The organism is Parapedobacter defluvii, from assembly GCF_014642075.1.
GTDB classification, from domain to species: Bacteria; Bacteroidota; Bacteroidia; order Sphingobacteriales; family Sphingobacteriaceae; genus Parapedobacter; species Parapedobacter defluvii.
In genome coordinates, this window is the sequence record NZ_BMIK01000003.1 from 109557 (window position 1) to 130627 (window position 21071).

The 21071-nt window shown below is 46.5% G+C and carries 22 protein-coding genes and 1 pseudogene; 8 read left to right on the forward strand and 15 right to left on the reverse strand.

Annotated elements, in window-relative coordinates; all coding sequences use genetic code 11:
• Window positions 1-20: 20 nt before the first annotated feature.
• The 5 genes from IEX60_RS06870 to IEX60_RS06890 all read right to left on the reverse strand — a co-directional run bounded on the left by IEX60_RS06870 (window position 21) and on the right by IEX60_RS06890 (window position 4138).
• Window positions 21-710, reverse strand: coding sequence for a YiaD family glycine zipper/OmpA-like lipoprotein (locus IEX60_RS06870; protein WP_188748851.1), 690 nt, complete (start codon window positions 708-710; stop codon window positions 21-23).
• 134 nt (window positions 711-844) lie between these two features.
• Window positions 845-1591 (reverse strand): peptidase associated/transthyretin-like domain-containing protein, encoded by a 747-nt coding sequence (locus tag IEX60_RS06875; protein ID WP_188748853.1) that lies wholly within the window; start codon window positions 1589-1591, stop codon window positions 845-847.
• Between the two features lie 85 nt (window positions 1592-1676).
• The gene (locus IEX60_RS06880) at window positions 1677-2078 is read right to left on the reverse strand and encodes a hypothetical protein (protein WP_188748856.1); all 402 of its coding nucleotides are present in this window, start codon (window positions 2076-2078) and stop codon (window positions 1677-1679) included.
• A gap of 47 nt (window positions 2079-2125) precedes the next feature.
• On the reverse strand, window positions 2126-3538 hold the full coding sequence (gene rlmD / locus IEX60_RS06885; RefSeq protein ID WP_188748858.1) for a 23S rRNA (uracil(1939)-C(5))-methyltransferase RlmD: 1413 nt from the start codon (window positions 3536-3538) through the stop codon (window positions 2126-2128).
• 39 nt (window positions 3539-3577) lie between these two features.
• Window positions 3578-4138, reverse strand: a complete 561-nt coding sequence (locus IEX60_RS06890; protein WP_188748860.1) for a hypothetical protein — start codon at window positions 4136-4138, stop codon at window positions 3578-3580.
• 104 nt (window positions 4139-4242) lie between these two features.
• Here IEX60_RS06890 and IEX60_RS06895 point away from each other — a divergent pair, with 104 nt between their 5' ends.
• Window positions 4243-4713, forward strand: coding sequence for a MarR family winged helix-turn-helix transcriptional regulator (locus IEX60_RS06895; RefSeq protein WP_188748862.1), 471 nt, complete (start codon window positions 4243-4245; stop codon window positions 4711-4713).
• A gap of 2 nt (window positions 4714-4715) precedes the next feature.
• Here IEX60_RS06895 and IEX60_RS06900 read toward each other — a convergent pair whose 3' ends face one another.
• The 8 genes and pseudogenes from IEX60_RS06900 to IEX60_RS06935 form a co-directional block, all read right to left on the reverse strand.
• On the reverse strand, window positions 4716-5297 hold the full coding sequence (locus tag IEX60_RS06900; RefSeq protein WP_188748864.1) for a TetR/AcrR family transcriptional regulator: 582 nt from the start codon (window positions 5295-5297) through the stop codon (window positions 4716-4718).
• A gap of 3 nt (window positions 5298-5300) precedes the next feature.
• Window positions 5301-5600 (reverse strand): Rieske (2Fe-2S) protein, encoded by a 300-nt coding sequence (locus IEX60_RS06905; RefSeq protein ID WP_188748866.1) that lies wholly within the window; start codon window positions 5598-5600, stop codon window positions 5301-5303.
• Window positions 5601-5711: 111 nt separating this feature from the next.
• Window positions 5712-6749: a phenylalanine--tRNA ligase subunit alpha gene (gene pheS / locus IEX60_RS06910; protein WP_188748868.1), complete on the reverse strand. Its 1038-nt coding sequence runs from the start codon at window positions 6747-6749 to the stop codon at window positions 5712-5714.
• Between the two features lie 90 nt (window positions 6750-6839).
• Window positions 6840-7289, reverse strand: a complete 450-nt coding sequence (locus IEX60_RS06915) for a single-stranded DNA-binding protein (protein WP_188748869.1) — start codon at window positions 7287-7289, stop codon at window positions 6840-6842.
• A 22-nt stretch (window positions 7290-7311) separates the two neighbouring features.
• Window positions 7312-8364: an A/G-specific adenine glycosylase gene (mutY, locus tag IEX60_RS06920; protein ID WP_188748871.1), complete on the reverse strand. Its 1053-nt coding sequence runs from the start codon at window positions 8362-8364 to the stop codon at window positions 7312-7314.
• A gap of 13 nt (window positions 8365-8377) precedes the next feature.
• Window positions 8378-9229, reverse strand: coding sequence for a glutamate--tRNA ligase family protein (locus IEX60_RS06925; protein ID WP_188748873.1), 852 nt, complete (start codon window positions 9227-9229; stop codon window positions 8378-8380).
• Between the two features lie 279 nt (window positions 9230-9508).
• On the reverse strand, window positions 9509-10369 hold the full coding sequence (locus IEX60_RS06930; protein WP_229717456.1) for an alpha/beta hydrolase: 861 nt from the start codon (window positions 10367-10369) through the stop codon (window positions 9509-9511).
• Window positions 10370-10433: 64 nt separating this feature from the next.
• Window positions 10434-11646 (reverse strand): annotated as a pseudogene (locus tag IEX60_RS06935) (alanine dehydrogenase).
• A gap of 230 nt (window positions 11647-11876) precedes the next feature.
• Between IEX60_RS06935 and IEX60_RS06940 the strand changes: the two are divergent.
• The 4 genes from IEX60_RS06940 (at window position 11877) to IEX60_RS06955 (ending at window position 16042) form a co-directional block, all read left to right on the forward strand.
• A complete protein-coding gene (locus IEX60_RS06940; protein WP_188748877.1) occupies window positions 11877-13805 on the forward strand; it encodes a polysaccharide biosynthesis protein in 1929 nt (642 codons plus the stop codon).
• 73 nt (window positions 13806-13878) lie between these two features.
• Entirely contained in the window at window positions 13879-14556 is a 678-nt protein-coding gene (locus tag IEX60_RS06945) for a tetratricopeptide repeat protein (RefSeq protein WP_188748879.1), read from the forward strand.
• Complete coding sequence (gene ribH / locus IEX60_RS06950) at window positions 14556-15041, forward strand: 6,7-dimethyl-8-ribityllumazine synthase (protein ID WP_188748881.1); 486 nt, start codon at window positions 14556-14558, stop codon at window positions 15039-15041. Before IEX60_RS06945 ends, ribH begins: the two co-directional genes overlap by 1 nt.
• Before the next feature lie 251 nt (window positions 15042-15292).
• Window positions 15293-16042, forward strand: coding sequence for a hypothetical protein (locus IEX60_RS06955; protein ID WP_188748883.1), 750 nt, complete (start codon window positions 15293-15295; stop codon window positions 16040-16042).
• Here IEX60_RS06955 and IEX60_RS06960 read toward each other — a convergent pair.
• Complete coding sequence (locus tag IEX60_RS06960) at window positions 16039-16437, reverse strand: RNA-binding S4 domain-containing protein (RefSeq protein ID WP_188748885.1); 399 nt, start codon at window positions 16435-16437, stop codon at window positions 16039-16041. The two genes, IEX60_RS06955 and IEX60_RS06960, sit on opposite strands and share 4 nt — an antisense overlap.
• 212 nt (window positions 16438-16649) lie before the next feature.
• On the opposite strand from IEX60_RS06960, the gene IEX60_RS06965 reads away from it, so the two are divergent.
• The 3 genes from IEX60_RS06965 to folP are packed head-to-tail and all read left to right on the forward strand — an operon-like array spanning window position 16650 to window position 18946.
• A complete protein-coding gene (locus tag IEX60_RS06965; protein WP_188748887.1) occupies window positions 16650-17468 on the forward strand; it encodes a 2,3,4,5-tetrahydropyridine-2,6-dicarboxylate N-succinyltransferase in 819 nt (272 codons plus the stop codon).
• A 43-nt stretch (window positions 17469-17511) separates the two neighbouring features.
• Window positions 17512-18087 carry an L-threonylcarbamoyladenylate synthase gene (locus tag IEX60_RS06970; protein ID WP_188748890.1) on the forward strand — a complete coding sequence of 192 codons (576 nt, stop codon included), beginning with the start codon at window positions 17512-17514 and terminating at the stop codon, window positions 18085-18087.
• A gap of 52 nt (window positions 18088-18139) precedes the next feature.
• Window positions 18140-18946: a dihydropteroate synthase gene (gene folP, locus IEX60_RS06975; RefSeq protein WP_188748891.1), complete on the forward strand. Its 807-nt coding sequence runs from the start codon at window positions 18140-18142 to the stop codon at window positions 18944-18946.
• A gap of 6 nt (window positions 18947-18952) precedes the next feature.
• On the opposite strand, the gene metG is transcribed toward folP, so the two are convergent.
• Window positions 18953-21028, reverse strand: coding sequence for a methionine--tRNA ligase (gene metG / locus IEX60_RS06980; protein WP_262892310.1), 2076 nt, complete (start codon window positions 21026-21028; stop codon window positions 18953-18955).
• Between the last annotated feature and the right edge of the window lie 43 nt (window positions 21029-21071).

Genomic DNA, 21071 nt, shown 5'->3' on the forward strand with positions numbered 1-21071 from the left:
TTAAAAAAAGCCATCACTACTTATACACCCGCTTCTTCCTTGGCCTCTTTTCTCATCTTGTCATTGGCTACAATCACAATTTCCACACGGCGGTTTTGTGCCCGCCCCGCTTCGGTATTGTTATCGGCAATGGGTTCATGGAAGCTCTTGCCTTCGGTTTTAATCCGCCGGCCGGCAAGTCCCTGAGAGACTGCATAGCTTTTTACCGATTTTGCCCGGCGTTCTGATAACCCTTGATTGTAAGCGTCTGTTCCCTTATTGTCTGTGTGTCCGATCACTAAAATATCGGTATCCGGATTATCGTTTAAATTCTCAACCAGCTTAGCAATGTTTGTTTTTGCGTCCGGCTTCAAATCGGTTTTATCAAAGTCAAACAGGATACCCGAGTCAAATTTCACAATGATGCCTTCATCTGCTTTAATCACTTCTGCACCTGCCACAGTACGTTCAATCTCAGCGGCTTGTTTATCCATTTTTTTACCGATCAGTCCACCGGCCACACCACCTAAGGCAGCTCCCGCCAGTACACCAACCGCCGTATTACCTGCTTTTTTTCCGATAATTGCACCCAAAGCACCACCTGCCACTGCGCCCGTGGCAGCTCCTTTTTGGGTATTACTCATGGACTGTATCGTACTGCAGCTTCCCAGCAACATGGCCGATGTAGCTACGGAAAGTCCAAACAGTGCTATTTTTCGATTCGTTATCATATCTCTTCCTTTTTGTTTATGTGATCAAATGCAAACCCAATGCCAAAACAGAGATACGAAACACAGATCGCACCGATTGAACAGATACACACCGATTTACAGGTTGCATTGCTGCTGTCGCCAACCGATACCGCTTAATTGGGTTCGGCTTCTAATTTGGGAAGTTTGGGAGCTGCCGGCCGGCCATCGCGGTCAAATTGTTTAAAGGATTGGACGATATAGGCTGTAATGTCATACTCACCCCAGTATTGTACTTTTTCAAAAGACGGCCGGTACCAAATCATAAAATTGGTGAGGTCGTCCCCTTCCATGCCGGTTAGTTCCTGGATTTTCCCCCGGCTGAATTTCCGATCTACGTCTGTTTCGGCAAGTTCTTTTTCCATGTAATTACCGAAACGCCTTGCATTCCGCGGTGTCCGCCCCAACAATTCATACAAGGAAGTGATGGGATTGAAGATATAAGCCAATGCAGGCGGCTTTCCATCAAAATAAACGCCCTGTTTGCGGTATCCACGCATGGCATCGCGGAGCTCGGCTTCTTTGCTCATCCGATTTACATCCACCTGTTCCAGCAGAATACTCCCCGGTGTCATATCAATCAATATATCGCTTAACGTCTTTATCTCGGTTGCCGCAGATTGATAGCCCATGCTGTTAGCCACCAGTGTATCTCCTACGGTGACCCGGATTTCGAACGTCCCCAAGCCACTGGAAACTGAACTTTGACCGGTATTCTTGTTCGTAAGGGTCACACCTCCCAGCCGTTTGGCGGTACCCGCTTCTACAACGATACCCCGGATGGTTCCTGACTCCTGCGCAAACAGCTTTACCGGAAGCAGCCAAATGGAAACAAACAGCAGTATGTTAGTTAGATGCCTCATGTATATGTTTCCTTTGACTCATTTTTATACCAAACGTTTAACCCCGGCAATTCTTATGCCCATTTGCGGTTATATGTAAGACCGGTTATCCGGTTTTATAAGGATAGAATACAAAATTGGCCCCTTCGGGAACAATGACAAAGACACACATGAAATCCTCGGGCTTTTTGTATTGTTTAATGAAATGTGTTTTCCGTTCCTCCTTGATAATGCCGCGTTCAACAAATTCTTCCAGTGTAGACGCATGAATGGACCACTCGGTTCCCAATTCGTTTTTATCCAATATCAACTCGCCCATGCTAACCTCATGCTGGTGGGCAATGAAGATGGGATAAGCGGAGAGGCCTTCGGCCATAATTTCCACCGCAATCTCTTTAATAGATTCTGCATAAAAATCCAGATCAACCTTAAGGTCCTTCAACGGGCTTTCCTTTTTGGGTTGCCCGTCATCGCCAGCCTGCGCTCCAAGTAAATCCTGCAATTCCATGGGAGGTTAAAAGTAAAAAGTTAAAATTAAAAAGTAAAAAACACGCGTTACCTTTTCAAACCGAGCAAGACGACGTTTTCAACGTGCTGTGTATGGGGGAACATATCTACCGGCCGAATCCGCTTCACCTCATATTTTTCATTCAGCAAAGCGAGGTCACGGGCCTGCGTGGCGGCATTGCAGCTTACATATACTATTTTCGGTGCTGCTATCTCCAACAGGCGCGCCACGACATCGGGATGCATCCCCGCCCGCGGCGGGTCGGTGATCACCACATCCGGCTTGCCCGCTGCTGCAACAAATTGCGGCGTCAGAACGTCTTTCATATCTCCCGCGTAGAACCGGGTATTACCAATACCGTTTATTTCTGAATTTATTTTTGCGTCTTCGATCGCCGAAGGAACGTATTCCACACCGATGACTTCGCGTACGTGCCGTGCAACAAAGTTGGCGATTGTCCCTGCTCCAGTATAAAGGTCGTACACCCGTTCGTGCCCTTCAAACGAGGCAAAGTCACGTGTAATTTTATAAAGTTCGTAGGCCTGTGCGGAGTTGGTCTGATAAAATGACTTGGCACCGATCTTAAACCGGAGCCCTTCCATCTCCTCAAAGATATGGTCGCGCCCGGCATAAACATGAACATCCTGATCGAAGATGGTGTCGTTTTTTTTCTGATTGAGGATATAAAGCAGCGAAGTGATTTCCGGAAATTCATTCCGAAGGAAAGCCATGGTCTTTTCCACTGTATCTGCATCGGCGTAGGCAAACACAACGATGACCATCAACTCGCCGGTAGAGGCAGTCCGGATAATGAGGTTGCGCAGGGCCCCTTCGTGCTGTCGTAGATCGTAGAAGGAAATCTCGTGTTCCAGCGCAAAAGCCCGCAATTTATTCCGGATTTCGTTGGATGGCGATTGCTGTAAATAACAGTGTTCGATATCCAATATCTTATCAAACCGTAGGGGCACATGGAATCCCAGTGCATTTGGCTGCGTCCTGGTCTGTTCGTCCTCCGCATCCGTGAACCACCTTTTATTGGAAAATGTGTATTCGAGTTTATTACGGTAATACTGTGTCTGTGGAGCAGCCAGGATCGTTTCCATCTCGGAGGTATCCACTTTACCCAAGCGCGACAATGCATTGTCTACGCTTTTCTGCTTGTAGATCAATTGGGCATCGTACTCCATATGCTGCCATTTGCACCCGCCGCATATACCGAAATGCTTACAAAAAGGAGTGGTCCGGTGCAACGAAGGTTGAATCATCCGGGAAATACGGGCTTCGGCAAAGTTCTTTTTTTTACGCATCAACTCCACATCCACCACATCACCCGGAATCGCTTTGTCTACGAAAAGGACGAGTTCCCCGGCTTTACCCACACCTTTGCCTTCTTCGGCGATATCGGTGATCGAGATATCGGATAGCGACCGTTGTTCAGGTGCGATTCTTCTTCTGCTCATAAGGGTGCAAAGATACGGGTTTTTTACGCATCCGTGTTCTTAAACGGAAACATATTGGTGATTGCTGGATGCAGCCGGAGGATAGAGCATCATTTGCCGGGGAATCCCAACCAACCAAATCAGGAACCAGGCAATAACTGTTGGATTTTTTATCGCCAATAAGACACCAAGGTATTGATCTCTAACCTGTTCCGATATTTGGGAACCTACCACTTTCTCCAGAAAAACGTCAAAAACCAATGTTGCAATGATCATGAAAATCAGCTGGAAAACCAAACTCAGCCACCTGTGTTTAACAAATGACTTGATCCGTACCCACTGTTCCTGGCCGCTGATTTTACGTAACCGCTCATCTCTCAGGATGCTCAGTTTAATGATGAACCACAACACTAAGAACCGTAAGCTTTCGACAAGTACCTCCAATAAGATAACGGTGGTATTGGACCAATCCGGCGAAAAAAACAGTACGATAAACCGCTCAATGGACGGAATGACTGAAAGGCCAGCGATCCATAAAAAGTGATGCAAATAAAAACGGAATGCCCAACGGGGTACGTCAACTGCTGCTTTGAAGTCTAATTGAATATTTTGGTAGCCCATATAAATTTGCTTATATTTAGCATTTATACAATCAATTTGAAATATTATATATTTAGTAAATTATATATATAATATATAATATACATACTAAAGTAAATAAAATCATGAAAACATCAAAACATAAAAGCGAATTAATCCGAGAAGTCAACGCGGCCTGCAGAGAAATGTCAACGGCAACCGTCTTATTTCATCAATCGCTCGCGCAGCACGTAGGCATATCGGGTGCGGATCATAAATACCTGGATATCTTGCTTAGAAAGGGTGCTATGTCTGCAATCCGCTTAGCGAAATACGCGGGCTTAACCGCGGGCGCCATTACGGGAATTGTTGATCGCCTGGAAAAAATGGCATTGGTAAAACGGGAAGCGGACCCCAAGGATCGAAGAAAAATCGTGATCGCCCCCCAAGTGGAACGAATCAATCAGTTATTCGGCTCGCAGCTATCCTCGCTCATTCAGGAAAATGAGACGTTTCATGATAAATATTCCTTATCCGAACTAGTGTTTATAAAGGAGTACCTTGAAAACATCACTGCCTTGGTGACCCGTAAAACGCGGGAATTAACCGGTGAATAAATTCAATTGCCGTCTACAGTGGCTTTGACGAGGTAAGGCAGAATTTCTTTTTGAAAGGAGACGAAATTTTTCCGGACATCCGCCTCGCTGACCGAGGTGAATGCAAATGAGAAGACAATATTTTTGCTGGCTTTAATAAGGAAGGTCAATCGTTCAGGTTCAACGGCTTTGCTGATTTCAGTATTGTTAATAAAGGAGCTGATCAGAAGGAATTCGAGGTCGTCTGACAAGGTACGGAGGTATTCCTGCGTATTCGTTGACTCCCGGATAAAATCCCAGCCCAGGAATTCGTTACATATCGTATAGGTGAGGCGGCTGACCCGCAGGATGGTGTTGCTCAGATAGGTTTCGAGATCTGCCTGGTTATTGTATTTTCCGAGCAAATCGTCGACACTCTCCTGAATGTAATCCATCAGGATCGCGTGCAGCACCAGCTCTTTACTGTCAAAATACTTATAAATGGTGGCTTTGGCAATTTTTGCTTTCCGCGCGATTTCATTGACACTGGTTTTTTTATAGCCGTAGCGACGGAATAGCTCCCGGGCCGCTTTTTTAATCGATTCTTTGACTTTATCGGCTTCCATTTGCTAATTTGAAACGATTATGGTTTCGCCACTTCTCCGCGCCCTGTAACGCTTCAAGGGACATTCGGCCAACTCGGCCGGTGATCCGTTGACAAGAAGATAACGTGCGCCCGAGCAAGGATCTTTTGCCACCACACCACTTTCTTCCACGACAACTGCACAGCGTTTTTCGGGATTTACGGTACTGCACCGGTCAAATGCGATGTAACCGTTTCCTGTATTCACAATGATTAATCCCGCTACTCCCCCCCGCTCCGTTACCGCGACGCCATTGGGTATATAGAGCTGCGAATATTGGACCATAGAAACTTGTTCTAATACCGGGATGCTTTCAATGACGTTACATCCTCCTTTTTTGCATGCCAAGGGAAGAAGCAGCAAAAAAAAAGAAACAATATGCAGGACTTTTAACATTTAAATCAATTCCGTTTCAAACTGACTAAGGAAACGGACGTCATTTTCAGAAAACAACCTTAAATCCTTAATCTCATATTTGAGGTTAGTAATGCGTTCAATCCCCATCCCGAATGCGAAACCGGTGTATTTGGCACTGTCAACACCGCAGTTTTCAAGCACATTGGGATCTACCATGCCACACCCCAATATTTCCACCCATCCGGTATGTTTGCACAAGGTACATCCTTTTCCTTTGCAGATTGTACAACTGATATCCATTTCCGCAGATGGTTCTGTAAACGGGAAATAAGAAGGGCGGAAACGTACCCGGGTATCTTCGCCGAAGAGCTCCTGCACAAAATGATAAAGTGTTTGCTTGAGGTCCGCAAAGGACACCCCTTTATCGACGTACAGTCCTTCAACCTGATGGAAAAAACAATGCGCACGGGCCGAAATTGCCTCGTTCCGGTATACCCGGCCGGGCATGATTGAGCGAAAAGGAGGTGTACCGTTTTCCATCATCCGAACTTGTACGGACGACGTATGCGTACGCAATGCGATGTCATTCCCTGCTTGTTTCTTGATGAAAAAGGTATCCTGCATATCCCGTGCGGGATGCTCCGGCGGAAAATTCAATGCACTGAAATTATGCCAATCATCTTCAATCTCCGGCCCTTCGGCTACCGTAAACCCCAATTTTTTAAAGATCTCCACAATTTCCTTTCTCACCAAAGACAATGGATGACGCGATCCAACCGCGAAACCCTCTCCGGGCAATGTAAGATCCCCGATTTCCTTTTTAGAAGACTGGGTACCTGAAGCAAATTGTGCTTGAAACAATTTGTATTTCTGTTCAACCGACTGCTTAAATTCATTCAAGGTTTTGCCTAGCGCGCGTTTTTGGTCGGCCGATACCGTTTTAAACTCTTCAAAAAGATCACGAACTATGCCTTTTGCAACCAGAAACTTTAATCTAAAAGCTTCCAGCTCCTGGGCAGACTGGGGGGCAAACCGCTCAATCTCTTCTGTATACTGCTGTATTTTGTCCTGCAACATGACGCCAAAGATATGAAAATTCTCTTTAGCTTTCGGCTTTTGGGAGTCGGTGATCGATGGCCAGTGATCGGCTTTGGGAATAGCTGTACGTCAAAACAGGGAATCTTCTTCACCGTCATTCTCCTTGAAATCCACCTCGGGTTCGGAATTTGCATCGTCTACTTTCTTGGCGGCTGGATCATCGGTTGCGTTAACTGGATTTTCGAAATCGCTTTTGCGCCCCAGCAACGTAAAATTATCGGCCACCACTTCGGTGGTGTAACGCCTCACGCCTCCCTTATCTTCGTAAGTGCGCGTCCTTAACTTACCTTCTACATATACCAATTTACCTTTAAATAGGTACTTTGCAGCCACCTCCGCCAGTCCACGCCACATAACAATATTATGCCATTCGGTCTGCTCTACCCTCCGCCCGTCTTTATTGTACATCTCTGAGGTAGCTAGCGGAAAACTTGCTACCGTGACGTTACCTTCTAAATGACGGATTTCCGGATCCTTTCCCAAATGCCCTACTAAAATAACTTTATTGATGCCTGACATAATTTAGGTATATTTTGGTAATCTATTCAACCATATAATCCTTTAAAAAAGAAAAAATAAGTTTTGGTTTAGCTAATGTACCTAAATCTTTTATAAAAACATAATTCCATTTCATTTTTTTGTCCTTAAATGGTTCAGGCAAATCGACAACGATAAATTGGGCAAACAGGTTTTGGTGGCTTAATATGTGCTTCACCGGGCCTGCTACCAATTGCAACCGGGCATTCCCGCCGAACGCGTCGACCACTTCCGGCATCGCAGCCAGTTCCGACACATCTACTTGATGGGAAGTTTCAATCAATGGCAGTTCATACAGGTTTTCCCAAATATCCCCTTTTTCCCGTTTGTTTATTAATATCCGGTCGCCATCCCTTACAATAAAATAGTTGAAGTAACGGTTGCGGCTTGCTTTTCCCTTTATCTTGACCGGAAGTTGGTTCACCCGTTTCTCTGCCAGTGCCCGGCAGTCGAGCCGGAGCACACACTCCTCACAGTTCGGGCCGCTGGGCTTACATTGGATGGCGCCAAACTCCATGACCGCTTGGTTGTAAAGACCCGGATGGGTTTGGTCAAGCAGCTCGTCCGCTAACGCTGAAAAGAGCTTCTTCCCGCTGGTTGAATTAATCGGCTCATCAATCCCGAAATAACGGGCCAATACGCGGAATACATTACCATCTAAAACTGCCCGGGCTTCGTTGGCCGAAAACGAGGCGATCGCGGCGGCCGTATATGCGCCTATTCCTTTTAATTTAACAAGGTCATCGTATCGATTCGGAAACGCACCTCCATACGCTGCCACTACCGCTTTAGCAGCATGATGCATGTTGCGCGCCCGGGAATAATACCCTAACCCTTGCCAGTGCAGGAGTATTTCTTCTTCCGGTGCAGCGGCAAACGCCTCAACGTTTGGATAACGTGATAAAAACCGATGGAAATAGGGTAACCCCTGCGCTACGCGGGTTTGCTGCAAGATTACCTCTGAAAGCCAAATCACATAAGGGTCTGTGGTATGGCGCCACGGAAGGTCGCGCTTGTGCTTGTTATACCAGGCTATGATTTCTGTGGAAAATGCCATGGGGGCAAAGGTCTTAATTTTTTATCAAGCCAACAGGGATACTTGCTTCCATTTCTTCCCAACTGGATACCTGTCGCTCCAATCCTGCTAACTGTGTTATTTTGCGATAAATGTCTTCCGCAGTTTTACCTTGCTTACGGAGGTATTGTACCGAAGTAGCTCCCGAAGACTTGGATAGTTTTCCCTGGGCGAAATCTTTCAAGAGATTGTGGTGATAGAAAGTTGTGGATACAAATGAATCGTAACCGAGCAAACCGGCCAAATAAATCTGTGCTTGTGTAGACTCCCGTAGATCTTCTCCCCTCACGATCAAATCGACAGCAAAATGAACATCATCCACCACAGAGGCCAACTGATAAGCCGGAAAGCCATCGCGTTTACGTACCACAAAATACTGCATATGGGGTGGAAGCGCTGCCCCGGAGGTATCGATGCGCCAACTGCAGGTGGGATCATCCAAAGATAGTCCCCTATTGCGGCAGGTACCCGTGTAAACACCGTCTGGATGCCGAGCAAACAGCGTAGCACGGGAACATCCGCAGGCAAACACACGTCCTTGCTGCCGCAATTGCTGTAAAGCCTCTTCGTATAGGGGCAATCGATATGTTTGTGAATAAGTCTGTTTATACTCCCTGTAATTTCGCGGCCCTTCGTGCCAGGGAATTTTCAGGAATTCCAAGGTATGGAAGATGTCTTCGACATATTCCCGCTTCACCCGCGTATAATCCAAATCGTCGATCCGCAATAAAATTTGTGCTCCTGATCGCTTTGCCAAGGCAGCGGTCAATGCAAATGAAAATACATTACCCAAATGCAAGTACCCGCTGGGAGTAGGCGCAATACGTGTACGTATGAATGGATGCATAACCCCAAAGTTAGACAAACTGTACGCTTTTGGAACACCTGCTGTTCGATTCCGTACACTCCTGCATTCCAGACAAAAACCTATCTTGCTGATTTTGCAACGTTTACAATTTAGGCACACTCTTTATATTTTTTTGGCACGAATGCAACTTATTTAGAAAGCAAGCGTCTATAAAAATATAATGTGTGTTTGTGAATCACTGGTTAGCTGGTGTCGCTCCCCGCGACCATCCAGCTTCCAGCTGGTTCATTTGATCACAAACGGGATTCAGCGGACTAATCAGATACCAGCCAGCCATACAAGAAAATGGTCAAACCATTTATCCGGAGTTGTTTTATTGTGAAGACCAAACCCATGTCCTCCTTTGGGGTATCGGATCAGTTTGGAGGTCGTTCCCTGGTTCTCCAATGCTGCTACATAAGCTTCGCTATTGGCAATTGGCACTGCGGTATCATCCTCTGCATGCACTAAAAAGGCTGGAGGCGTATCTTTGGTGACCTGCAGCTCGTTAGAAAACAAGGTAACGTCTGCTGATTTAGGGTTGCTTCCAAGAAGATTACTTTTTGATCCGCCATGGGTCAATCCTTCCTGCATGCTGATCACGGGATATAATAACAACGAGAAATCGGGACGCAAGGAAGTTCCTTTCGGGTTATCGATTACTGCCTTTTGGAAGTGTGTGGAAAGTGTAGCCGCCAAATGCCCACCCGCAGAAGAGCCGGCAATTCCTATTTTGTCTTTCGCAATACCCCATTCGTCTGCATGTTCCCGCACCAACTGAATGGCACGTTGCGCATCCTGTAACGGACCGATACGTTTATCGACCATAATTTCGTCGGTCGGCAACCGGTATTTCAAGACGAAAGCAGCAATCCCATGTTCGGCGAGCAACTTTGCTATATCGTGCCCCTCATGGGAGATTGCCAATATGGCATACCCCCCACCGGGGCAGATAACGATGGCCTTGCCCGTATTAGGTGTACCCGCTTTCGGAAAATATGCCGTAAGTGTCGGTACGGTTACGCCGGAAACGCGGGTTATACCGTTGTCATCTGTCTCCGATGTTTCTTCCATGGAAGAAGGTTTGCTGTTCGGTACCGTATCGTCATATAAATTAATGACCGTTTGCCCATATGCCATATTGCAGATTAATAATCCAAGCACAGAGATTAGCTGTAAACTTCGCATTGATATGTTGTGTTTGTTAATGGTTAGAAACCACCAATAAATCCAAATCTTTCGGTGTAAGATTGAACTTATGGGCAATATCTTTATTTGTGAGGTGTCCTTGGTAGAGATAAATAGCATTCCGCACACCCGGTTTCGCCCAGATCAGGTCCATAATCCCCCCCCATCTCACCGAGATCCAACAGAATCGGGGTAAAAATATTAGTGAGGGCATATGTAGCCGTCCGCGCTACCCGGGAGGCAATATTGGGCACACAATAGTGAATAACATCGTACTTCCGGAACACGGGTTTCTCGTGATTGGTGATTTCAGATGTTTCAAAACACCCTCCCTGATCGATACTGACATCAATTAATACCGAATTAGGCTTCATTTTTGAAACCGTATCTTCACCGATAATGCACGGGCTCCGACCATTGGTGGCACGGATGGCTCCAATGACCACATCACAGCCAATGACCGCTTTTCGAAGTACAATCGGCTGGATAACAGAAGTAAACACCCGGCTCCCCACATTGTTCTGCAAACGGCGCAGGCGGTATACCGAGCTGTCAAACACCTTGACCTGTGCCCCTAATGCGATCGCCGTGCGTGCCGCAAACTCGCCTACCGTGCCCGCTCCCAGGATCACCATCTCCGTTGGTGGCACCCCTGTGATTCCCCCGAGCATTAACCCCTTGCCATCAAATACGTTACTCAGGTATTCTGCGGCAATTAACACGGAGGTTGCACCCACAATCTCGCTCATCGCCCGAACCACAGTGAGCGTATTGCCCTCATCTCTCAAGTATTCATAGGATAGTGCGGTGACTTTCTTTTTCATGAGTGCCTGCAGATGGTCAAGGCTCATCAATGAAGGTTGCTGGGATGACAGCAACACCTGCCCGCTCCGCATCATGTCAATTTCCGCCAAAGTGGGCGGGGCAATTTTGATAATAATATCGGCTTTATAAACCTCTTCTTTGTTTTGGACGATCAACGCACCTTGTTCGCTGTAATGGTGATCGAGAAAATTAGCTGCCTCTCCGGCGCCGCTCTCCAACACCACCTCGTGACCATTTTCAATCAGTAATGCAACGGACAAGGGAGTCAAAGGCACACGATTTTCCTGAAAACTGATTTCTTTGGGTATCCCAATATAGAGACTATTTTTCTTTTTATCCCTCTCAAGCATTGCTTCCTGAGGCTGTAACAATGCCTGACGCGCCAATTTCGACAGCTCACTCATGATGCGCTCACTTTATCGTAAAAATTTTGGGTTCAACATGCGAAAATAATCAAAGTTTTAATAAAATGGGGCCAATTTGTACACGATAGGATTAAATCATCTCCCCAACTGGCTTACCAATAGCGACTTAAAAATTTTATATAACTTGTTTGAAATAATAAAATAAGTATATTTGACCCGCAAACACGGTACAGCAATGACTAATTGCTTGACTACCTTAAACACTTTGGATGTTCGATAAATTTAACATCGTTCCCCGTTGGATTATTTTTACGCTCGACTTGTGCTGCAGTGCCTTTGCCCTATTTTTTGCAACACTCCTGCTAAACAGCTTCACTTACGATACCATTCATTCTGCTGACTTCAACCGTGAACTGCTGGTGGTGTTATTTGTCAGCGCCGTCGTATTTTATCGATTGAAAATGTATGCAGGTATCGTACGCTATACCAGTGCGCTTGACTCCGTACGGATTTTGTCTTCGGTAGCTCTTTGTGTCATCATTCTATTCCTGCTTAACACCGTTCTCGTCGCACTTAACCGCCCTCCTTTGCTATCTAACAGTTTGCTGATTGCCTACGGACTGATGAACTTCCTACTATTGATTACGTATCGTTCGACGGTTAAGCTGTTCTTTCTGTACATAAAGAACATGAAAGTAAACCGTAGACAAATCGTGATTTATGGTGCGGGAGACGTAGGAATTGCTGCCAAACGCACACTGGATCACGACCATACTTCCAACAAGGTAGTGGTTGGATTTATTGATGATAACTTTCAGAAAGTGGGGAAAATCATCGACGGTGTACGTATTTATCATACGGATTATTTTGAGCAGCTTGCGAAACAGGATAAGGTAGACGAAGTCATCATTTCTTCCCATAACATCCCGATCGAAAAGAAGGCCAGTATCGTTGATTTTTGCCTGGAACGGAATATTAAGGTGCTGACGATGCCCCCTGTGCATCGCCTCATCAACGGGGAAGTAACCCCTAATCAAATTCAAAAAATGCGGATTGAGGACTTACTTGAACGTGAGCCCATCAAGATCAACAACCAATCCATCCGCCAACAATTGTCGGGTAAGCGGATACTGGTAACCGGTGCTGCAGGTTCCATTGGAAGTGAAATTGCCCGGCAATTGGGAAAATATGCCCCACAAATGATCATTTTGAATGATCAGGCCGAAACGCCGCTACATGAGCTGCAGCTGGAACTGGAAGACCTGCAGAAAAACCAGGTGTACCATGCCTTCATCGGGGATATCCGCGATCAAGACCGTATGGAAGCTCTTTTTAAGACTTTCAAACCACATTACGTATATCACGCAGCTGCTTACAAACATGTACCGATGATGGAAAATCATCCGGTTGAAGCCGTCCGCACGAATATCATGGGCACCCGACTGCTTGCACGCCTGGCCGTAGCATATGGTGTAGAAAAGTTTGTGATGATCTCTACGGATAAGGCCGTGAATCCCACGAATGTTATGGGAGCTTCCAAACGGATTGCCGAAATCTATGTGCAAACGTATTTCCAGCATTTATCACAAAGGGAAGTGCTGCTTGGAAATGGGAATGACGCATATACGCGCTTTATCACTACCCGGTTTGGCAATGTACTGGGCTCCAATGGCTCGGTAATTCCCCGATTTAAGGCCCAGATTGAAAAAGGGGGGCCGGTGACCGTAACGCACCCCGAAATCACCCGGTTCTTTATGACCATTCCCGAGGCATGCCAACTGGTGTTAGAGGCTGGATCAATGGGGAACGGTGGAGAAATCTATGTGTTTGATATGGGGAAATCGGTGAAAATCGTCGAACTGGCCAACAAAATGATTAAATTATCGGGCCTTGTACCCAATAAGGACATCAACATCCAATACTCGGGATTACGACCCGGTGAAAAATTGTATGAAGAGTTGCTTAATGACCTGGAGAATACCCTGCCTACACATCATCACAAAATCATGATCGCCAAAGTACGGGAATACGATTTTGATGGGGTAGAAGCACGGATCGATCAGCTTATCAATCTTACCAAAAACCAAAACGAACGGGAGATTGTCTTGAAAATGAAAGAACTGGTTCCCGAATTCAAGAGTAACAATTCTATTTTCGAGGAGTTAGACAAAAAAACCAAAAACGGTATCAACCTGTGAGTGACTGTTGGAAAAAAGCCTTGGATATAATTTGTAAAAGTGTATTTTTGCAGTCCGAATTTTAAAAACTGAGATGTCAGACAATCAAAAACGTCATACCGCCGCTCCGGCTCACGCCAAAAAAAGTGGCAATTTCATTTTGGAAAACCAAAAGAGCCTGGTATTTATCGTCGGGGGGATCCTGGTGTTGGTGTTACTCTATATTGGTTACCAACGGTTTTATTTGGCTCCCCGTGCGGAAACCGCTGCCGACCAGCTTTTCAAAGCAGAAACTTATGCCTCGGTAGATTCCCTGCAACAACGGGCTATTGACGGCGACGGATCTTATCCGGGCTTTAAGGAAATTGCTGATGAATACGAGAACACAAAATCAGCTAACATTGCCAATGCATATTTAGGGGGCTTATACCTGCGCCAGGGCAAGTATCAGGAAGCAATAAATGCACTGGAGAAATACAGCAATACCGGCAGTGTAGTGCTTGATCCATTGGTAATCGGTCTGTTAGGTGATGCTTATTCCGAGCTCAAAGATTACAAGAAAGCAGCTTCTTACTACAAGAAAGCAGCGGAAAAAAATTCAAATACATTTACTTCTCCGTTGCTGTTAAAAAAACTGGGACTGGTTTACGAAGCGCAAAATGACTTCAAACAAGCATTGGAAGCCTATAAGCGCATTCAGTCTGATTTCCCGGAAAGCCAGGAAGCCTCTTCCATTGAAAGTTATATCGCACGGGCTGAAGCACGGCTATAATGGCAACCCACAACAAAAATTTATCCGATTTCTCCCATATGGAAGTTGCCTCGGCAAATTCCTACCGGTTCGGTATTGTGGTATCGCAATGGAACGCTGAAGTCACAGGCAAGCTGTTAGATGGGGCATACGAAACACTCACAAAGTACGGCGCCAAGGAACATTCCATCCGGATTATTCAGGTACCGGGCAGTTACGAATTGACCAGCGGCGCAGACATCCTGCTTCGGGACAAGGCATTGGATGCTGTAATCTGCTTAGGTTGCGTGATCCAGGGAGAGACCAAACATTTTGATTACATTTGCAGTGCCGTAGCGCATGGAATCAGCCACGTGGCACTGAAACACAATAAACCGGTCATTTTTGGCGTTTTAACGACAGACAACCTCCAACAGGCATTGGATAGAGCCGGTGGGAAACATGGCAATAAGGGTGCGGAGGCAGCGGTTACAGCAATTCAAATGGCCGCATTAAGTGCGATCTGATGTTTCTGTAGCGTATTGTTGGATACATTTCGGTACGATGAAAAAGAGTTTTATTGTTTGTATCATGGTAATTATAGTGGCTTCGCTATCGTTGCAGTCCTGTTCAAGAAAAACCTGTCCAGCCTATAATTCATATCCGAAAACAAAACGAGTCCGGTAGTTGTTACCATTGTTTGGCTATTTAATCTTGCATTTGTGTTTTTACGTTTTCAATATAGCTGAGCGGCTATTTGAAAAAAAGAGTTAAAGAGATGATGCGCAATTTCACAAAAATCAAACTGAACCTGTCCTTTATGCTGCTAGCCAGCACGGCGATAGCTTTCGGTCAAGACCTTCAAACGGGAATTGCCGATAAGGTCTGGGAGGCAATCGGGGGAAAAGACAATTGGCAAAATGCCCGTTATTTTATGTTCAGCTGCATTGGAGGAGGCACCTCTTCGTTTGTGCAGGGAGAGCGAAAGTATTTATGGGACAAACAGCAGGGCTATTGCCGTTTTGAAGGTATCAGCACGGATGATGAATCGGTTATCGCGTTGTTTAACATTAAAACGAACGAGGGTACTGTATATATCAATGGCGAAGAACTGTCCAACCCGAAAACCTCAGCGGATGTCATTAAGGAAGTAGCTGCCGAATTTGAGCGAGATGCTTATTTGCTTTTTCTCCCCACGGCCTTAGAAGGCAACCAGGTTTCCTTCACCGTAACCGGTGAAAAACTGGTCGGCTCGCAACGCTTTACCGTTGTGAACCTTAAAAACCACAAGACCAGTTTTGAAGCCGCTGTTGAGGGGCAGTTATATCTAGATGCACAAACCGGGCGGGTTCTGCAATGGCAGTCGCACGATGATCAAAACCGCTTTGCTGTCGGCGGATTCAAGGATATTGGAGGAGGGTTGGTTTTACCCACGCGTTTTACCGCGGATGACACCACTCACAACATTACCTATCCCATTGCCGCAGCTTTGGTGAACATTGAAGCCCAGAAATTCAATAAACCTTAATCTTCGTCCCAGGCATCGTTTTTCAGCTCGTCAATTTCCCGGCGCTCTTTTTTCGTAGGCCGGCCCGTCCCGCGGTCGCGTTTGAGTATTGGGGCGTGGTAGATGGCTTTATATCCGTAGGTTTCTTCCAGTGGTGTACGATCCTCGTAAAAGTTAACGGCTGTTTTCGCATCCACCCGCCTATCCAGCAATGCCGTTACCTCTACTATTTTCTTTTCGACACCTTTTTGTATGTGGTAAGTGTCTCCAACTTTCACTACATGGGACGGCTTAATGTTCTGCCCATTGAGTTTTACACGGCCCGCCTTACAGGCGTCTGTCGCCAAACTCCGTGTCTTGAAAATCCGGATCGCCCATAGGTACTTATCTACACGTAGCTTTTCAATTTCAGCCATGAGACAAACTTAGATAAATTATTGATATCGATCAATATTCTTTCTGGCATCAATGAGATCGCTTCACTAAGTTCACATTTATATGCAAGGCAGTTATCCATCTCCGCAGCCGTTGAGAGACGGCTTCTGTTGGGAAAATAGGAATAAAAAAGGGGGAAGTCGTCAGAATTTGTTTTCTTTGCGCCTAAGTAAAATCTGTTACGCTATTCATTATGATTAAAGAATTGAAGAAACTGATTGAAGATGCCTGGGAGAACCGGCAATTTTTGGAATATAAGGAATACCAGGAAGCCATTGAAACTGTCATCCAACAGCTGGACCAGGGTGAATTACGGGTAGCGGAACCCATTGGAACACGCTGGCATGTAAACGATTGGATAAAAAAAGCTGTTATCCTGTATTTCCCCATCCGGAAAATGGAGGTCGTAGAAACCGGACCCTTTGTTTTCCACGACAAAATGCGGCTTAAAACGAATTACAAGGAACTCGGTGTACGCGTGGTCCCCCACGGAATTGCGCGTTACGGTGCCTACCTAGCCAAGGGAGTCATCATGATGCCTTCCTATGTAAACATCGGTGCGTATGTAGACGAAGGCACGATGGTAGACACGTGGGCAACGGTAGGATCCTGCGCACAAATAGGTAAAAATGTTCACCTCAGCGGTGGGGTAGGCATCGGCGGTGTGTTGGAACCCGTACAAGCAGCTCCCGTGATTATTGAGGATAATGTCTTTGTAGGATCGCGTGCCATCGTCGTAGAAGGGGTACACGTTGAAACCGAAGCGGTATTGGGCGCCAATGTGGTTCTTACGGCCTCCACCAAAATCATCGACGTAAGCGGAGCCGAACCGGTGGAGTACAAAGGGATTGTACCGGCACGATCGGTAGTTATTCCGGGGTCTTATACTAAAAAATTTCCTGCAGGTGAATACCAGGTACCCTGTGCACTGATTATTGGCAAGCGCAAAGAATCAACCGACAAAAAGACATCGCTTAACGATGCGTTGCGCGAACACAGTGTAGCAGTGTGATTATGGAACGCAGATAAAGCTGACGGATATTCACCGATTAATTATGCATAGCCCCCAAGCATCGGATATCAACAGCGCGCTTGACGTACTGCGTGCGGGCGGGCTGATCCTCTACCCTACGGATACCATATGGGGCATTGGCTGCGACGCGACCAATCCAGCAGCGGTGGAACGCGTATACCAGCTCAAAGGGCGCGATCAAAGCAAAAGCCTGATTGTGTTGTTAGACAACGAAAACAAGTTACCCGGCTACGTAACAGAAGTACCTGAAATTGCCTATCAACTCATCGAATATACGGAACGCCCGCTTACAATTGTCTATTCGGGAGCCAAAAATTTGGCTCCCAACCTGGTTGCAGGAGACGGCAGCATTGGGATCCGCATCGTGGATCATGCTTTTTGTACCCCTTTGCTCCAACGCTTCCGGAAACCGCTTGTATCTACTTCCGCAAATATCAGTGGACAGCCTGCACCCAAAAACTTTTCAGAAATATCGCAGGAAATCATCGAAGGTGTAGACTATGTGGTCAGTTATGGCCAGGATGATCATCGGGAAAGCCAGGCTTCCATGGTAATGAAATTAGAAGCAGGAGGCAAATTCTCATTTCTCCGCAGGTAAGGGGCCGGTATTAGTTAGCTTTGCTGGCATGTTTCCATTTATTATTTGACGTATGAACGCTCAAGGCCGACTGATCGATCTCACCTCGCCCAAAGTGATGGGAATAATGAACGTAACGCCCGATTCATTTTTTGATGGCGGACGGCACAACACGATCGATGCAGCTTTGCGGCACGCCGAAAAGTTATTGGATGAGGGGGCCGATCTTTTGGATATTGGTGCCTACTCGTCGCGCCCAGGGGCAGCCAATGTAAGTATCGACGAAGAAGTAAGCAGGCTGCTTCCGGTAATTGACGCGATCACTACCCGGTTTCCGGAAGCCGTATTATCCATCGATACGTTCCGTGCCGATGTGGCGCGCGCCGCTATCGAAGCGGGGGCACATGTTATCAACGATATCTCCGGAGGCACGCTAGATGAACAAATGTTCGCCACAGTCGCTGAATTGCAGGTGCCCTATATTCTCATGCATATGCGGGGTACTCCGGACACCATGCAGCAGCTGACGGACTATACCGATTTGGTAGAGGAAGTTAATCTGTTTTTCGGAAAGCAGATCGCGGCCCTACGGCGTCTGGGTGTAAAAGACCTCATTTTGGATCCCGGCTTTGGTTTTGCCAAAACACTGCAGCAGAATTATGACCTGCTTAACCGGCTGGAGGAGCTCCACATTCATGGGTTACCCATCCTCGGTGCCATCTCACGCAAATCAATGATCTATAAAAAATTAGGCATTACTCCTGCTGAAGCATTAAATGGTACCACCGCACTCCATGCGCTGCTCTTGGCAAAGGGAGTCCAGATCCTTCGCGTGCATGATGTAAAGGCAGCAAAAGAAGTGATTACGTTATTGAAATAAAAACCGCTAGCGGATTACACTTCCGGTCTGCACCGTTGTTTGGGGGGCTACAAAATCCAGACGACCGTCGGCATCTTCCACCATCAAGATCATCCCCTGCGACAGAATGCCTTTGATTTCCCTCGGCTCCAGGTTTACCAGGATGGAGACCTGCCTTCCCACGATCTCTTCAGGACTGAAAAATTCCGCGATGCCCGACACGACGGTCCGCTCGTCAAGGCCCGTATCAATTGTTAACTTGAGCAACTTTTTGGTCTTAGCGACTTTCTCGGCTGCAAGAATTTTTCCAGCACGGATATCCATCTTCACGAAGTCCTCAAAAACAATATTATTTTTTGCCTCGGGCACATCTTTGGTTATGTTCGCATTGGCTTCCTTTGCCTGGCTGAGTTTAGCCAGCTGTGCGTTTACTTGTTCATCGGTTATTTTCTCAAACAGCAGTTGTGCCTCTCCCAGTTGGTGCCCAGCGGGCAACAAAGTATTGCTTCCCGCATCTTGCCAACCATGGGCAGAAAAGTTGAGCATATCGAACATACGTTGTGCAGTGCGCGGTAAAAAAGGCTGTGCCATAATGGCCAGGTTGGCAGCCAACTGCAAACTCACGTTTAAGACGGTTTTCACACGTTCCTCATCCGTTTTGATGAGTTTCCATGGCTCTGAATCGGCTAAATATTTATTACCCAAACGGGCAACGTTCATAAACTGCGCTAATGCCTCTCGGAAACGGAATTGGGTGATTGAACCTGCGATGTGTTTGGGATAGCGCTCCAGTTCCGAAAAAATCAGGCGATCCGTATCCGTCAAATGATTCACGGGCATTACTTTGCCATCGAAATACTTGTGCGACAATACCAAAACCCTGTTTACAAAGTTTCCGAAAATAGCCACCAGTTCATTGTTCACCCGTGCCTGGAAGTCTCTCCAGGTAAATTCACTATCGGATGTCTCAGGCAGGATCGACGTCAGTACATAACGCAATTCGTCCTGTTTGCCGGGAAATTCGTTCAGGTACTCGTGCAGCCACACGGCGTGGTTACGTGAGGTAGAAAGCTTATCCCCTTCAAGATTCAGGAACTCGTTGGCCGGCACATTTTCCGGTAATATATATTCGCCATGGGCATGCAGGATACTCGGAAAGGTAATGCAATGGAAGACAATGTTGTCTTTACCGATGAAGTGAATCAGACACGCATCATCCGCGGCATCCGGTTGTTTTTTCCAGTATTTCTCCCAGTCATTTCCGGTATCCAATGCCCATTGCTTGGTGGCTGAGATATAACCGATCGGCGCATCCAGCCAAACATACAATTTCTTGCCTTTTGCTTCTTCCAGCGGCACATCCACGCCCCAATCCAGATCGCGTGTCATGGACCGGGGCTGCAACCCCGACTTGAGCCACGAACGGCATTGCCCGTACACATTGGGCTTCAGGACGTCTTTTTTTCCTTCCAGCAGCCATTTTTCGAGCCAGGGCTGGTATTTATCCAAGGGCAGATACCAATGCTTGGTTTCCCGAAGCACGGGAGGCTTGCCACTGAGTGTCGAAATGGGATTAATTAAATCCGTTGGATTAAGTGATGTACCGCATTTTTCGCATTGGTCGCCATATGCCCCCTCACTCTTACAATTGGGGCAAGTACCCGTGATGTAGCGATCTGCTAGAAACTGATGGAATTCTTCGTCGTAATATTGCTCGGTTACCTGTTCAATAAACTCGCCTTTCTCGTACAGATTCAGAAAAAACTCCTGCGAAAGCTCGTGATGGATCTTTTCCGACGTGCGGTGATAAATATCAAAGGAAATCCCGAATTGCTCAAAGCTTTCCTTAATCTGTGCGTGATACTTGTCGATAATGGCCTGAGGTGTTGTCCCCTCCTTCTTGGCTTTGATGGTAATGGCCGCACCGTGCTCATCCGAACCGCATACATATACGACGTCTTTGGCGTTAAGGCGTAAAAAGCGTACGTAGATATCCCCAGGGATATAGGCACCTGCAAGATGCCCGATGTGCAGTGGACCGTTGGCGTAAGGCAACGCCGAGGTGATGGTATAACGTTTGAAAGGAAAAGTAATGTTACTCAATGTATTGTTGTTATTTAGTAGGCAAACTATTCAATTTTACAGA